This is a genomic window from Spirillospora albida (assembly GCF_000718255.1).
Classification (GTDB): Bacteria; Actinomycetota; Actinomycetes; order Streptosporangiales; family Streptosporangiaceae; genus Spirillospora; species Spirillospora albida.
In genome coordinates this window covers 190,057-204,285 of record NZ_JOFJ01000007.1, presented here as the reverse complement: position 1 = coordinate 204,285, position 14,229 = coordinate 190,057, and the positions used below count along the sequence as shown (strand labels likewise).

Annotated in this window: 13 protein-coding genes and 2 riboswitches; of the genes, 4 read left to right on the top strand and 9 right to left on the bottom strand. The window is 75.6% G+C overall.

Going from position 1 to position 14,229, the window contains the following annotated elements; all coding sequences use genetic code 11:
• Positions 1-96: 96 nt before the first annotated feature.
• On the bottom strand, positions 97-513 hold the full coding sequence (locus IE99_RS0112405) for a hypothetical protein (protein ID WP_030168568.1): 417 nt from the start codon (positions 511-513) through the stop codon (positions 97-99).
• 119 nt (positions 514-632) lie between these two features.
• Here IE99_RS0112405 and IE99_RS0112400 point away from each other — a divergent pair, with 119 nt between their 5' ends.
• Positions 633-1,202 (top strand): TetR/AcrR family transcriptional regulator, encoded by a 570-nt coding sequence (locus tag IE99_RS0112400; protein WP_030168567.1) that lies wholly within the window; start codon positions 633-635, stop codon positions 1,200-1,202.
• Positions 1,203-1,259: 57 nt separating this feature from the next.
• On the opposite strand, the gene IE99_RS0112395 is transcribed toward IE99_RS0112400, so the two are convergent.
• Genes IE99_RS0112395 through IE99_RS0112385 form a run of 3 tightly spaced genes read right to left on the bottom strand, consistent with a single transcriptional unit; the run spans position 1,260 to position 3,858 of the window.
• Entirely contained in the window at positions 1,260-1,847 is a 588-nt protein-coding gene (locus IE99_RS0112395) for a LutC/YkgG family protein (RefSeq protein WP_037559288.1), read from the bottom strand.
• Complete coding sequence (locus tag IE99_RS0112390; RefSeq protein WP_030168559.1) at positions 1,844-3,121, bottom strand: LUD domain-containing protein; 1,278 nt, start codon at positions 3,119-3,121, stop codon at positions 1,844-1,846. Before IE99_RS0112390 ends, IE99_RS0112395 begins: the two co-directional genes overlap by 4 nt.
• Positions 3,118-3,858, bottom strand: a complete 741-nt coding sequence (locus tag IE99_RS0112385; RefSeq protein WP_030168556.1) for a (Fe-S)-binding protein — start codon at positions 3,856-3,858, stop codon at positions 3,118-3,120. Before IE99_RS0112385 ends, IE99_RS0112390 begins: the two co-directional genes overlap by 4 nt.
• Before the next feature lie 388 nt (positions 3,859-4,246).
• Between IE99_RS0112385 and IE99_RS0112380 the strand changes: the two genes are divergently transcribed.
• A complete protein-coding gene (locus IE99_RS0112380) occupies positions 4,247-4,450 on the top strand; it encodes a DUF5999 family protein (protein WP_030168553.1) in 204 nt (67 codons plus the stop codon).
• Positions 4,451-4,578: 128 nt separating this feature from the next.
• Here the strand turns inward: IE99_RS0112380 and IE99_RS0112375 are convergent, their stop codons facing one another.
• Entirely contained in the window at positions 4,579-5,178 is a 600-nt protein-coding gene (locus IE99_RS0112375) for an alpha/beta hydrolase family protein (protein ID WP_030168551.1), read from the bottom strand.
• A 52-nt stretch (positions 5,179-5,230) separates the two neighbouring features.
• Here IE99_RS0112375 and IE99_RS0112370 point away from each other — a divergent pair, with 52 nt between their 5' ends.
• Positions 5,231-5,656: a PPOX class F420-dependent oxidoreductase gene (locus IE99_RS0112370; RefSeq protein WP_211258796.1), complete on the top strand. Its 426-nt coding sequence runs from the start codon at positions 5,231-5,233 to the stop codon at positions 5,654-5,656.
• A gap of 19 nt (positions 5,657-5,675) precedes the next feature.
• Here the strand turns inward: IE99_RS0112370 and IE99_RS0112365 are convergent, their stop codons facing one another.
• Positions 5,676-6,815, bottom strand: a complete 1,140-nt coding sequence (locus IE99_RS0112365) for a tetratricopeptide repeat protein (protein WP_030168545.1) — start codon at positions 6,813-6,815, stop codon at positions 5,676-5,678.
• Positions 6,816-6,922: 107 nt separating this feature from the next.
• The gene (gene gcvP, locus IE99_RS0112360) at positions 6,923-9,802 is read right to left on the bottom strand and encodes an aminomethyl-transferring glycine dehydrogenase (protein WP_030168542.1); all 2,880 of its coding nucleotides are present in this window, start codon (positions 9,800-9,802) and stop codon (positions 6,923-6,925) included.
• 63 nt (positions 9,803-9,865) lie between these two features.
• A riboswitch (glycine riboswitch) is annotated at positions 9,866-9,977 on the bottom strand.
• Positions 9,978-10,072, bottom strand: a riboswitch (glycine riboswitch). It abuts the riboswitch before it with no gap.
• Positions 10,073-10,242: 170 nt separating this feature from the next.
• On the opposite strand from gcvP, the gene IE99_RS0112355 reads away from it, so the two are divergent.
• Positions 10,243-12,708 (top strand): lysylphosphatidylglycerol synthase transmembrane domain-containing protein, encoded by a 2,466-nt coding sequence (locus IE99_RS0112355; protein WP_030168539.1) that lies wholly within the window; start codon positions 10,243-10,245, stop codon positions 12,706-12,708.
• A gap of 6 nt (positions 12,709-12,714) precedes the next feature.
• Here IE99_RS0112355 and IE99_RS0112350 read toward each other — a convergent pair whose 3' ends face one another.
• Together IE99_RS0112350 and IE99_RS0112345 are read right to left on the bottom strand one after the other, a co-directional pair.
• Positions 12,715-13,317 (bottom strand): MerR family transcriptional regulator, encoded by a 603-nt coding sequence (locus IE99_RS0112350; protein WP_030168534.1) that lies wholly within the window; start codon positions 13,315-13,317, stop codon positions 12,715-12,717.
• Positions 13,318-13,682: 365 nt separating this feature from the next.
• Complete coding sequence (locus IE99_RS0112345; RefSeq protein WP_030168531.1) at positions 13,683-14,153, bottom strand: bifunctional nuclease family protein; 471 nt, start codon at positions 14,151-14,153, stop codon at positions 13,683-13,685.
• Positions 14,154-14,229: the final 76 nt, after the last annotated feature.

Below are 14,229 nucleotides of genomic sequence, written 5' to 3'. Positions count from 1 at the left end.
CTCAAAGTTCGGCGGCCGGTGCCACCGGTGCCGCTGTATCGCCCCACGTCAGGGGCGCCCGGCCGGAGACCCCGCCGGCCGGGACCGCACCCTCGCTCAGAGCATCGCGCCCGGCACCGTCCGGTAGCTCAGCCGGTGCGCCTCCCGGGCGGTGCGCAGCCGGACGGCCTCCGCCGTCCACGGCCGGACGGACGGGCGCGCCTTCGCCTTGCGGCGCGCGATCTCCGCCGTCCGCCGGGTCTTGGCGTCCGCGTCCGCCGGCGCATAGCCCTTCGGGCCCATCTCGGCGCGCTCGGCGGCCTCCGCCGCGGCCAGCGCCTCGGTCAGCGCCGCGTCGAACGCGACCGTCAGGGCGTGCAGCTCCGGCTCCGCGACGCCCGCCGCCTGCGCGTCGCGCAGCGCCCGCTCGGCCCGGTTCGCCGCGCCCAGCAGCGTCCGGTACTCCCCCGCCAGCCGCTGGTCGGCCTCGTACAGCCCCTCGACGTCCTTGCCCACCCGGCGGCCCAGCGGCATGGCGATCCTCCACAACTCACGATCATCATCGGTCGATCGAGGTCCAGGGTACGCCGGGTGACCGGCGTACGGTGACCGGGACACCCGTCCGCGCCCTTTACGTAGTAAGGTTCGTTCTCATGGTCCGGCAACCAGCGATCAACGCACAGAACCGACCGCCGCTGTCCATCGAGCGGATCATCGACGCCGCCCTGCGCATCGTCGACGGGCAGGGCCTCGCCCGCCTCACGATGCGCCGCCTCGGCGACGCCCTCGAGGTCGAGGCGATGGCGATCTACCACCATCTCCCCCGCGGCAAGGAGCAGCTCCTCGACGGCCTCGTCGCGCACGTGGCCACCGCCCCCGCCGGCCCCGTCGCGGACGGGGCCGCGTGGCGGGACGCCCTGCGCGCCTGGGCTCACGGCTACCGCGAACGGCTCATGGAGCACGCCGGCGTCCTCCCCCTCGTCGTCACGCGCCGCAACCCCGTCGCCCTCACCACCACCGTCGCCTCCCTGCGCGAGATCCTGCGCCGCGGCGGCGTCCCCGAGGCCACCGCCGCGGCCGCCGCGCACACCCTCCTCGGCTACGTGATCGGCCACACCGCCCTCGAGGTCCGCGGCACCGACGAGGACGGCGCCGACCGCGCCGTCGACTGGCCAGCCCGCTTCGACGCGGGCCTCGACCTCGTCCTCGCGTCGGTCTCCTAGGACGCGTCCGGACGGCCGGGCCGCCGGACGCGGACGCCGGGAACGATCGGGACGCCGCTAGTCCTCGACGACGAGGACCTCCAGCCCCCGCGCCCCGCGCGGGCCGGTGATCCAGGTCAGCGGGCGAACCGGGTCCAGCCTGGCCACCGCCTCCGGGACGGTCGCGGTGATCTGGTCGGCGTGCACCACGCACAGGTGGCGGGCGGCCGCCAGGACGAGCGCCCGGCGGCCCTGCGCGCGACCGCCGTCCAGCACGACGGTGCCGGTCGGCGCGATCGCCGCCGCGCATCCGGTCACCACCCCGTCCACCGCCGCGAGCGCCGCCGCGTCCAGCGGCGGGGAGTCGGCGAGGGCCCGCACGCCGTCCAGCTCCGCCAGCCAGCCGTACGGCACGTCCGCCGGGACCGCGATCCGCTTCACCTCCCGACCCCACAGCGCGGCGGCCACCGCCGTCGCCAGCTCGTCCGCGCCGACGTGCCGGACCGCCGCGCCCCCCTCGGCCACGCGCTCGGTGAACAGCGCTACGACGTCCGCGCGGGGCTCCGCGGACCGGCGGGCGTAGCCGCGCGGCACCGGCGGCGGGGGCTTCCGCTCGTCGCCCAGGGCGGACCGGACGCGGCGCAGCACCTCGTCCCGCGCGCTCACCGGCGCCTCCGCGCCCACCAGGCCCGGAACGGCTCCGCGGGCGGGGCGGGCAGGTCCCGCGCGTCCGTCCAGGCGCCCAGCAGGCCGGGCAGCCGCCGGATCCGGCCGCCACGCGCCGCCAGCCGCGCCCACCGGGTGCCGCGCCGCAGCGCGGCCTCGTACCGGCGCGGCTCCCCCATCGTCCAGGCCAGGCCCCGCATCAGCACCAGCTCCGGCGGCGGGACGGGCCGTGCGCGGCGCGACTCGACCACCTCGCCCCGCAGATGGACCAGCACCTCCGGGATGTCGATCCGCACGGGGCAGACGTCGGCGCAGGCGCCGCAGAGCGTGGACGCGTACGGCAGCGACGCGGCCGCCGCGCTCTCAACCCCGCGCAGCTGCGGCGTGAGGATCGCGCCGATCGGCCCGGTGTGCACCGGCCCGTAGGGCGCCCCGCCCGTCCGCTCGTAGACGGGGCACACGTGGTGGCAGGCCCGGCAGCGGATGCACCGCAGCGCGTCCCGGCCGATCTCGTCCTCCAGGACGCGGGTGCGCCCGTTGTCGACCAGGACCAGATGCACCTCGCGCGGGCCGTCGCCGGGCACGACCCCGGTCAGGCAGGTGACCAGCGCGGTCATCCGCTCCCCGGTCAGGGAGCGCGGCAGCAGCTGCAGGAGGACCTCCATGTCGCGCCATTCGGGCACGACCGTCTCGATCCCGGCCACGGCGACCAGCGTCTCCGCCTCGCCGCCGCTCGCGCGGGGCTCGTCGCCGGCCTCCACGAAGACGAGCGTCCCGGTCTCGGCCACCATGAAGTCGACGCCGGCGACGGCGACCCGCGCGGCGCCACCGCCGTCCTCCGCCTCGCCGCCGGGATCCGCGCCCCGGGCCGGCGGGCCGGCCGTCGTGATCCCGGCACGGGACAGGGCGGCGTCCAGGGCCAGTTCGCGGACCGGGAGCGAGTCGTCCAGCACGACGCGGTCCGCGCCGGCGGCCCGGCTCAGAGCGGTGACGACGCGGCGGGCCTGCGCCGCGTCCGCCGCCCAGTGGACGGTGCCGCCCGCCTGCGTGACCGCCCGCTCCAGCCGCTCCAGGTGCGCGTCGAGCCCGAGGAGCGCCGCGTCCCTGATCGCGTGCCCGGCCGCACGGAGAGCCTCCCAGTCCGGGGGCTCGGGGACGGCGGCACGGCGGCGCCCGAACACGGCCGCGGCGGCGCGCAGCTCGCGGCGCGCCCGGGTGTCGGCCAGGGCCACGCGGGCCGCCGCCGCGAACTTCGGGGCGGGCGCGCCCGTCACGCCGGCACCCCCTGGCCGCGCGTCGCGGCGAGGATCTCCGCCAGGTGCAGGACGCGGACGCCGCCGCGCAGCCGGGACAGCGCCCCGCCGATGTGCGCGAGGCAGCCGTTGTCGGCCGCGCACACGAACTCCGCGCCCGTGTCGCGGATGTGCCCGACCTTGTCGGCGACCATCGCCACCGACACGTCCGCGTTCTTCATCGCGAACGCGCCGCCGAACCCGCAGCACTCCCCCGCCCCCGGCATCTCCACCAGGTCGAGGCCGCGGACGGCGCGCAGCAGGCGCAGCGGCCGGTCCCCGGTCGCGAGCAGCCGGTCAGCCCGGCACACCGGCTGGTAGGTGACGCGGTGCGGGAACACCGCGCCGACATCCGCGACGCCCAGCACGTCGACGAGGAACTCCGTGAACTCGTGGACGGCGAGGCCCTCGGCGGCGCGCGCCAGGCCCGGGTCTCCGGCCGCGCGCGCGATCCGCGGATGGTCCGCCCGGACGGCGGCGGCGCACGACGCCGACGGCGCCACCACCGCGTCCGCCCCGGTGAAGACCTCGGTGAACGCGCGGGCGAGGCGGGCGGCCTCCTGCCGGTACCCCGTCGTCCAGTGCATCTGCCCGCAGCAGGTCTGGCCCGGCGGGTACACGACCTCGTGGCCGAGCCGCTCCAGGACGGCCGCCGCGGCGCGTCCCGTGCCGGGGAACATCGCGTCGTCGAAGCACGAGACGAACAGCGCCACGCGCATCGCGGCCCCACCCCCGGTTGCCAGCAGCCGATGCTTCGCCGGCGACCCCCGCGAAGCCGTTCCCCGGGGACATCGTAGGGGCGCGGGCCCCGCCGCCCGGGGCGAATCCGCAGGCCCGTCCCCGTCTGAACCCGGTCACCAGCCGTTCCCCGGACGGACGGCGTGTCGTTCCCCGTCCGGCGGGACGGGCGAGAGACGCTGGAGATGATGCGCCAGGACGACCGCGGACTCCTCCGTCCGGTACCTCGGCAGGACCCCAGGGGTACCTCCGGGCCGGGAGGACAATCGTCCCAACGGGCTATGGCCGGGTGGGGGCGAACCGATCCACACTTGGGTGCGTCAATCAAAGAAAGCACCACCGACGATTAGTGAGACCGGAGGCACGCCGATGTGCCCGCACCAGCCGCTCTGTCCCTCCCACGAGGCGCCCGACCGCGACGCCGCCCGCATCCTGGCCGCCCACCCCGAGCAGGGGTGGAGCCTGCTGTGCAACGGCGTCGTGCTCTTCGAGGACACCGGCGAGCTGCTGCCCGACGGGGAGATCATCGCACCGCACAGGCCGACGGACCTGCAGGCCCCGTCCGCCGCCTAGCCACCGTGACCACGGGGGACTAGTCCGATCGGGTGATCCACCTCACCGGGCGGCATCCGCCGCTCATCCGCCCTCCGGGCCCGCCGGGCCCGGAGGAGGACCCACCGCCCGCGCGCCGCCCAGCGGCCCTACCCGCGCGCCGCCCAGCGGCGAAGCCACGGTTCCGCCGCCGCCCCGACCGCCGCCGGATCCCGGCTGAGGTCGTGCCGCTCGCCCGGGAGCACCGCCACATGCGCGGCGTCCGCCGGATCGGGCACGCCGAAGGGGTCCCTGTCCCCGTTCACCACGAGGACCGGCACGCCCGCCGACCGCAGCTCGTCCGCCCGCGACCTCCCCGGCCGGCCCGGCGGGTGCAGCGGGAACGCGAGCGCGAGCACGCCCCGGGCGCCCGCCGCCCGCGCCGTCCGGCACGCGACCCGCGCGCCGTTGCTGCGGCCGCCCTGGATCAGCGGGACGTCCCCGCACCGCTCCCGCACCGCCCGGACGATCTCCAGCCACGCCTCGTCCTGCTTCACGGCCGATCCCGGCGCCCGCCGCCCCGCCAGCCGGAACGGCTGCATCGCGCGGGCGACCGCGCCGCCCAGCCCGAGCGCCACGTCCCGGACGGCGAGCAGGTCCGCCGCGTCCACTCCCCCGTTCGACCCGTGCGTCAGGACCAGCAGGAACACCGGGTCGTCCGGCCCCTCCAGGGTCGCCTCCGCCGGGCCGTGCGCCGTCGCGATCTTCACGCCGCCACCGTAGCGCCGCCCCCGCGATGATCACGTCCGCCATACTGGAGGTGTGGCACACATGACCGACAGTGAATGGCGCGCCTTCGTCTCCGCCGGGACCCGCACCGGAAAGGCGGCCGTCACCCGAGCGGACGGCTCCCCGCACGTCACCCCGATCTGGTTCGTCCTGGACGGCGACGACCTGGTCTTCAACACGGCGGTCACCAGCGTGAAGGGGCGGGCGCTGGCCCGCGACCCGCGCCTGTCGGTGTGCGTGGACGACCAGATGCCGCCGTTCTCGTTCGCCCTGCTGACCTGCGAGGCGTCCCTCGGCGAGGATCCGGCGGACCTCCGGCGCTGGGCCACCGTGATCGGCGGCCGCTACATGGGCGCCGACCGCGCCGAGGAGTACGGCGCCCGCAACGGCGTCCCCGGCGAGTACCTCGTCCGCGCCCGCATCACCAAGGTCATCGCCGAGCGCGACATCGCCGACTGACGCCCAGGCGGTCAGGCGGTCAGGCGTCGGGCCAGCCGGGCGGCAGGGCCGGGGCACCGGTCGCCAGGCGCAGCCGCTCGGCGAAGCTCTCGTGCAGGAGCGGCCCCCAGGCGTAGTCGCTCGGCACCCGGACGGCCCCGCCGACCGCCTCGCGGGCGCCGGACGCGTCCGTCCCGGGCGGGTCCTCCGCGTGGCGGACGGCGAGCAGCGCGTACATGTGGTCGAGGGCGCCGAACGCCTCACCGGTGAGGGCGGGGAGGGTGCCGTCCGACACGGCCTGCTCCACGACGGGTTCCCACCACAGGTCCCCCGGGTCGGCGTCGTCACCGAAGTCGCGGCGCAGCCGGGCGCGGACCTGGCCGGCCACGCCGGGGTCGGCGAGGCCGCGCCGCCACACCTCGCGGGCCTCCGCGCCCCGGCCGCGCAGCGGCAGCGTCCGGGCGAGGAGCTCCGTCGCGAGGGGCGACGCCTCCGGGTCGCCGCCGGACGCGTCGAGCGCCGCGCCGAACGCGCCGATGGCCTGGTCGAGGTAGGCGATCCCGAGCGCCACCGCGAGCCGGCCGTAGGCGTAGGGGGCGGTGTCGCGGTCGATGAGGCGGAGCCCGGCGGTGAGGGCACGCTGAGCGCGGGCCGGTTCGCCGCGCTCCAGGAGCCGCTGCGCCAGGTCGTGGGCGGCGAGCGGCCCGTATTCGGCGTCGCCCGTCCCGATCGCCGACTCCCAGTGCTCCCGGGCGGTGTCGAAATCACCGGCGTCGTCGGCGAACCGGGCGAGCGCGAGGTGCGCGGGCGGCAGGTAGGCGGGGTTGCCGAACTCGACGACGGTCCGCCAGGCGGGCTCGGCGCGGTCGTGCTCGCCGGCCCGCTCGTGGGTGAGCGCGAGATGATACGCGGCGCGGGGCCCGTACTCGGGGTCGCCGGTGGCGATCGCGGCGCGGTCGGCCTCGCGCGCCCCCTCGACGTCGCCCGCGTCGTCCAGGACGACGGCCAGCCCGAGCGCGGCCCGCGCCCGCTCCGGCGTGTCCCCGGCCTCGAGCACCCGCCGGAACAGCTCGGCGGCCCGCCCTCCCTCGCCGTTCTCGGCGAGGGAGCGGGCCTCCTCGCACAGCCGCGCCGGGTCCACGTCCGCCTCCGGCGGCGCCGGGTCCGCGGATTCGCTCATCGCTCTGCCGCCCTCTGGGGTGAATCGCCCACTGGATCGGCACGAGCCTAGCGACCCCGCGCCCCGGCGTCCCGGGACGACACGTCCGCTATCGACCGGTCCCCTTCTCAGTCCTCGAAGGCCTCGGGGGGCGGGCAGGAGCAGACGAGGTTGCGGTCGCCGTAGGCCTGGTCGATGCGGCGGACGGGCGGCCAGTACTTGGTCTCCCGCAGTCCGGGGACGGGGTAGGCGGCCTCCTCGCGGCCGTAGGGGTGCTTCCAGTCCTCGGCGAGGAGCGCGGCGGCGGTGTGCGGGGCGTTCTTGAGGGGGTTGTCGTCGCGGTCGTGGCCGCCTTCGGCGACGTGGGCGATCTCCCGGCGGATGGCGATCATGGCGTCGCAGAAGCGGTCGAGCTCGGCGAGGTCCTCGCTCTCGGTCGGCTCGATCATGAGGGTGCCGGCGACCGGGAAGGAGAGGGTGGGGGCGTGGAAGCCGTAGTCGATGAGGCGCTTGGCGACGTCCTCGGCGGTGATCCCCGTCTCTTTGGTGATCTTGCGGAGGTCGGCGATGCACTCGTGCGCGACGAGGCCGCCGCGTCCGGTGTAGAGGATCGGGTAGTGCGGGGCGAGCCGCGCGGCGAGGTAGTTCGCGGCGATGATGGCGCCCTCGGTGGCGGCGCGGAGGCCGTCGGGTCCCATCATCGCGATGTAGGCCCAGGAGATCGGCAGGATGCCCGCGGATCCCCAGGGGGCGGCGGAGATCGGGCCCACCCCGGTCTCGGCCGGTCCGGCCTCGGGGCGCAGCGGATGGTTCGGCAGGAACGGCGCGAGGTGCTCGCGGACGCCGACCGGCCCGACGCCGGGGCCGCCGCCGCCGTGCGGGATGCAGAACGTCTTGTGCAGGTTGAGGTGGGAGACGTCGGAGCCGAACTCGCCGGGCCGGGCGAGGCCGACGAGCGCGTTCAGGTTGGCGCCGTCCACGTAGACCTGGCCGCCCGCCTCGTGCACGGCGGCGCAGACATCGGTGATCGTCTCCTCGAACACGCCGTGTGTGGACGGGTAGGTCACCATGATCGCCGACAGCCGGTCGCGGTGCGCGCCGATCTTGTCGTGCAGGTCGCCGGTGTCGATGTTGCCGCCCTCGTCGCACTTCACGACGACGACCCGCATGCCCGCCATGACGGCGCTGGCGGCGTTGGTGCCGTGCGCGGACGACGGGATCAGGCAGACGTCCCGGTGCGCCTCCCCGCGCGACTCGTGGTAGCCGCGGATCGCGAGGAGGCCCGCGAGCTCGCCCTGGGAGCCGGCGTTCGGCTGGACGGAGACCTTCGCGTACCCGGTGATCTCGGCGAGGTTCTCCTCCAGCTCGCGGATCATCTCCACATAGCCCTCGGCCTGGTCGATCGGCGCGAAGGGGTGGATGTCCGCGAACTCCGGCCAGGTGACCGGCTCCATCTCGGTGGTCGCGTTCAGCTTCATCGTGCAGGAGCCGAGCGGGATCATGGAGCGGTCGAGCGCGATGTCCTTGTCCTGGAGGCGGCGCAGGTAGCGCAGCATCGCGGTCTCGGAGCGGTGCGCGTGGAAGACGGGGTGGGTGAGGTAGGGGCTCTCGCGGCGCAGCGCGTCGGGGAACGCCTCGCCGGCCGGGCCGGGGACCGCGGCGGGCACGCCGAACGCCTCCAGGACGGCCGTGACGTGCTCGGGCACGGTGGTCTCGTCGCAGGCGACGGCGACGTGGTCGGCGCCGTCGCGGCGCAGGTTGACGCCGCGCTCGCGGGCGGCCTCGACGACGGCGGCGGCGCGTCCGGGCACACGGGCGAGGACGGTGTCGAAGAAGGCGTCGTGGACGATCTCCACACCGCCGGCGCGCAGCCCGGCGGCGATCTCGGCGGCGCGCAGGTGGGCGCGCTGCGCGATCGCGGCGAGGCCCTCGGGGCCGTGGTAGACCGCGTACATGCCCGCCATCACCGCGAGCAGGACCTGCGCCGTGCAGATGTTGCTGGTGGCCTTCTCCCGGCGGATGTGCTGCTCGCGGGTCTGGAGCGCGAGCCGGTAGGCGGGGGCGCCGTCGGCGTCGACGGAGACGCCGACGAGCCGTCCGGGCATCTGCCGCTGGAGGCCCTCGGCGACGGCCATGTAGCCGGCGTGCGGGCCGCCGAAGCCGTAGGGGACGCCGAACCGCTGCGCGGATCCGACGGCGATGTCGGCGCCGGACTCGCCCGGCGGGCGCAGCAGCGTGAGCGCGAGCAGGTCGGCGGCGACGATCACGGTGGCGCCGCGCGCGTGCGCCTGCTCGCTGACCGGCGCGAGGTCGCGGACGGCGCCGGACGCGCCCGGGTACTGCAGCAGCACGCCGAAGAAGTCGCCGTCGGGCAGCCCGCCGGACAGGTCGGCGGTGACGACGTCGATGCCGAGCGGGACGGCCCGGGTCCGGACGACGTCGATCGTCTGCGGGAGCGCGTCGGCGTCGACGAGGAACGTGCCGGGCTCCTTGCGCTTCGAGGCGCGGTGCGCGAGCGCCATCGCCTCGGCGGCGGCGGTCCCCTCGTCCAGCATCGAGGCGTTCGCGACGGGCAGGCCGGTGAGGTCGGCGACCACCGTCTGGAAGTTGAGGAGGGCCTCGAGGCGGCCCTGCGAGATCTCCGGCTGGTACGGGGTGTAGGCGGTGTACCAGCCCGGGTTCTCCAGGACGTTCCGCAGGATGACGCCCGGCGTGATCGTCCCGTGGTAGCCCAGCCCGATCATGGACGTGAGCACCGTGTTCTTCGCGGCGAGCTCTCGCAGCCGGGCCAGCGCGGCGGTCTCGCTCAGGGCGGGCGGCAGGTCGAGCGGGCGGTCGGTCCGGATCGCGGCCGGCACGGCGGCGTCGATCAGCGCGCCCGCCTCGGAGTAGCCGATGGCGGCGAGCATGCGGTCGCGGTCGTCCGGGGACGGCCCGATGTGCCGGTCGGCGAACGCGGCCCGGGGATGCTGCGGCGAGGCCACGGGGGCGAAGAACTGGGCGGTCATGGGGAGTGCCTCCTGGCTGCTGCGGTCGCGTCAGGCCGGCCGGAGGCACGCGGGCCGCCGGCCGTCTCCCCCTCTGTCATCGGCACCTGAGAGCTTCCCCCGCGCGGCGGGATTTCCCCTTCGGTGAGCCGCCCCGTCCCGATACCGGGAGGAGACGCCTGCTTTCCAGAGGTGCCTCGCCCGAGCGGTCCTTTTGCCTGAGAGGTTCCGGGGAGGTTGCCCCTTCGGCGCCCCACGCTGGCCGCGTGGGATCTCTCCCGCACAGGGTCGACGGCATGTCCAGGAGAACACTACCCGGCGGCGGGCGCTGCGGCCGGTACGCCCCCACCGAGATCGTCGCCGCGGGGTACCGGCGAGTACGATATTCACAGCTCATGGCGGGACGGGGCCGGCCCCTGGCGGGACGGGTCCGGGGGCGGCAGAAGGGCGGGCGGTGAGGGGTGACCCAGACCCGCGAGGAGACCACGCGCCACGAGCGGGGCGCGCCCTCCGGCGTGCCCGTGGACGAGCCGGAGCGGCCCGACCGCATCCGCCGGCCGTCCGACGCGATCCGGTTCGCGACGTCGGTGATCGGGCTGGCGGCGGTGATGCTGCTGGTCAGCGTCGGGCAGCAGACGACGCACGGGCTGCAGACCGACATCGTGGAGGGCACCGCGCACGCGCCGCGGCTGCTGCTGTCCGTGGCGACCCTGGTGTCCGGCTTCGGCGTGCTGGCCGTCCCGATCGCGTTCGCGGTCGAGCGGCTCTTCCACCGCGACGGCGTTCGGGTCGCGATCGCCCTGCTCGCCGCAACGATCGCGGTCGCCGTCACCGTGGTGCTGGACGACCGCGTGGTGCCGGCCGCGCCGGGCGGCGTCCTCGACTCGCTGATCTGGGGTGGCACCGAGACCGCGCCCGTGCACACCGCGATCGCACCGGTGATCGCGTTCGTCACCGCGGTCGGGATGGCGGGCCGGTACCGGTGGCAGGCCGCGGCCTGGACGATGATCGGGCTGGCGGCCCTGACCGGGCTCACCGCGGCGTACGCGTCGGTCGCCGCGCTCGCCGCGACGTACCTGGCGGGCCGCGCGATCGGCTACGGCACCCTGTACGCGGTCGGCACGCCGAACCCGCGGCCGTCCGGCCGGGCGGTGCTGGCGGCGCTGGAGCGGCTCGGGCTGCGGCCGGTGCGGGCGGCCCGGCTGGACGACGACGCGGGCGGCGCCGAGGAGGTCCGGCGGTACGGCGTCGCGCTGGCGCCCCCGGAGGCCGGACGCGCCGCACGCGTGCCGCCGCGCACCGGGGAATGGCAGCTGGAGCTGCGCGTGCTCGACCGCGACCTCCAGCAGGCGGGCGTCCTGTACCGGGTGTGGCGGCTGCTGCGGCTGCGCGGCACCACCACCGGCCGGACGCTGCGGTCGCTGCGCCGCTCCCTGGAGCTCGAGTCGCTGATGGCGTACGCGGTGGAGGCGGCGGGCGTCCGCACCCCCCGGCTGATCGCGACCACCGACGCCGGGACGGAGGCGGCGCTGCTCGCCTACGAGCACGTCCCGGGGCGGCCGCTGACCGGCGTCCCCGACGACGAGATCACCGACGAGCTGCTGGCCGACGTGTGGCGCCAGTTCCGGTACCTGCAGGCCGCGCGGCTCGCGCACCGGCGGCTGGAGGGCGAGGCGATCCTCGTCGGCGCCGACGGCCGGGCGCACCTGACGGGGCTGCGCGCCGGGGAGGTCGCCGCCGGCGACCTCGCCCTGCGGATCGACCTGGCGCAGCTCCTCACGACGCTGGCGCTGCGCACCGGACCGGAGCGGGCCGTCGCGACCGCCGCCGCCGAGCTCGGCGGCGCGGCGCTCGGCGCGGCCGTCCCGCTGCTGCAGCGGGTGGCGCTGTCCCGGGAGACCCGCGCGGCGCTGCGGCACCGCCGCGACCTCCTCCCCCGCCTCCGGGAGCAGATCGTCCGGCTGACGCCCGAGACGGAGGCCGCCCCGGTCCGGCTGGAGCGCTTCCAGCCCCGGACGATCTTCAGCATGGTGGCGCTGTCGGTCGCCGCCTACATCGTGATCCCGCAGTTCGGCAGCATCGACCTCGCCCACCTGGTGTCCACCGCGACCTGGTGGTGGGTGGCGGTCGCGCTGGGCGCGGCGGTCGTCACCTACCTCGCCGCCGCGTTCATGCTGATGGGGTTCGTCCCGGAGCGGCTGCCGCTGTGGCGGACGTTCGTCGTCCAGGTCGCAGCGTCGTTCGTGAAGCTCGTCGCGCCCGCGGCGGTCGGCGGCGTCGCCGTCAACACCCGCTACCTGCAGCGGTCCGGGGTGCGGCCCGGCCCGGCGGTCGCGAGCGTCGGCGCGTCCCAGCTGGCCGGGCTCGCCGTCCACGTCCTGCTGCTGATCCTCTTCGGGTTCCTCACCGGCTCCACCCAGAACGCCACGCGGGACCTCGCGCCGTCCCGGACGGTCGTCATCGCGGTCCTCGCCCTCGGCCTGTTCGCCGGGGTCGCGATGACCGTCCCCCGGGTCCGGCGGATCGTCGCGGCGCGGCTGAAGAGCATGTTCTCGGGTGTCGTACCGCGGCTCGTCGACGTCCTGCAGTCGCCGCGCAAGCTCGTCACCGGGATCGGCGGGACGCTGCTGCTCACCCTCGCGTTCGTCGTTTGCCTGGACGCGTCCATCCGCGCGTTCGGCGGGGAGCTGCCCTGGACGGCGGTCGCGGTGGTGTTCCTCACCGCCAACGCCGTCGGGTCCGCCGTCCCCACGCCGGGCGGCCTCGGCGCCGTCGAGGCGTCGCTGACCCTCGCGCTGACGATCTCGGGGCTGCCGGCGGAGACCGCGGCGTCCGCGGTGCTGCTGTTCCGGTTGCTGACGCTGTGGCTGCCGGTCCTGCCGGGCTGGGCGGCGTTCGCCTACCTGCAGCGCAAAGAGGTGCTGTGAGGGCCGTCAGCCGGTGCGGCGGGCGCGGCGGCGGTCGGCGAGTTCGTCGTGGTGGTGCCCGGACGCGTCGTCGTCACGGGCCGCGCGTTCCCCCGGCAGGTCCGCGAGCGAGCCCTCGACCTCCTGCCAGACCCGCCCGAGGGCGATGCCGAAGACGCCCTGGCCGCCCTGGAGCAGGTCGACGACCTCGTCGGCGGAGGTGCACTCGTACACGCTGACGCCGTCGCTCATCAGGGTGATCTGCGCCAGGTCCCGGACGCCGCGGTCGCGCAGGTGCGTCACCGCGGTGCGGATCTGCTGCAGCGAGACCCCGGTGTCCAGGAGCCGCTTCACGACCTTCAGCACCAGGATGTCGCGGAAGCTGTAGAGGCGCTGGCTGCCGGAGCCGTGCGCCGCGCGCACGCTCGGCTCGACCAGCTTCGTCCGGGCCCAGTAGTCCAGCTGCCGGTACGTGATCCCCGCCGCGGCGCACGCCGTCGGGCCGCGGTAGCCGACATCCTCCGGCGGCACGGACACCTGCGTGTCGAAGAGCAGACCCTGCTCTCCGGCGCGCCGGGACGCCATGTGCCTGTCGGGGGTCGCCTTGCCCTCGCCGCTGCTCACCGCCACGCGGACCTCCGGCTTCTATCAGCCCGTGGCGCTTCGTCAACGGGGTTTGACGAATTACACCACGGGTGTTCCACCAGCACGGTAGGTGCCGGTCAGGGCGTGGTCAACGTTCACCGTCGGCGCGTCGCATGCCCGGATGAACCGGCTTCACGTGGGCAAACCACGCACCTTCCGCACCACGGAGGTCCCTGCCCGGTCATTTATTCCCCGAAACGGGCAGGTCCCGGGCAATCCACAACATCCGTGGCGGGGGGTGAAGTTGCACCCCGAAGTGATATATCCCACGCCGCGGGGTCGAACCCTCCGGCGGCCCGGAAACCGCTCCCGCCGCACCCGGGCGGGCGGCCGGCTCCTGCGGGCCCGGTTCAGCCCGCGCGGCCGAAGTCCTCCGGGGAGATCGTGTCGAGGAACTCGCGGAACTTCTCGACCTCGTCCTCCTGCTCGTCCGGGATCGCCACGCCGGCCTCCTCCAGGATGTCCTCGCCGGCGAAGATCGTGGCGCCGGTGCGCAGCGCCAGCGCGATCGAGTCGGACGGGCGTGCGCTGACCTCGACCCCGTTGGAGAACACCAGGTCGGCGTAGAAGATGCCCTCGCGGAGGGCGGTGATGTTCACCGTGCGCAGCTGGACGCCCAGGGCGTCCAGGGCGTCCCGGAAGAGGTCGTGGGTGAGCGGACGGGCAGGCAGCACGCCCTGCTGGGCGAAGGCGATCGCGGTCGCCTCCACCGCCCCGATCCAGATGGGGAGGTAGCGGTCGCCCTCCGTCTCCTTCAGCAGGACGATGGGCTGATTGGAGGGCATCTCGACCCGGACGCCGACGACCTCCATCTGCTTCACTGCGGCTCCCTAGCTGGTTCGCCTGCACCGGCGGCCCCGGTTCCCCGACCGGACCTCATAGCCAACGTACACCCCG

Bases quoted from the DNA above. Each gene is read 5' to 3' on its own strand.
- IE99_RS0112405 (WP_030168568.1), bottom strand. From the start codon at position 513: ATGCCGCTGGGCCGCCGGGTGGGCAAGGACGTCGAGGGGCTGTACGAG.
- IE99_RS0112400 (WP_030168567.1), top strand. From the start codon at position 633: ATGGTCCGGCAACCAGCGATCAACGCACAGAACCGACCGCCGCTGTCC.
- IE99_RS0112385 (WP_030168556.1), bottom strand. From the start codon at position 3,858: ATGCGCGTGGCGCTGTTCGTCTCGTGCTTCGACGACGCGATGTTCCCC.
- IE99_RS0112380 (WP_030168553.1), top strand. From the start codon at position 4,247: ATGTGCCCGCACCAGCCGCTCTGTCCCTCCCACGAGGCGCCCGACCGC.
- IE99_RS0112365 (WP_030168545.1), bottom strand. From the start codon at position 6,815: ATGAGCGAATCCGCGGACCCGGCGCCGCCGGAGGCGGACGTGGACCCG.
- gcvP (WP_030168542.1), bottom strand. From the start codon at position 9,802: ATGACCGCCCAGTTCTTCGCCCCCGTGGCCTCGCCGCAGCATCCCCGG.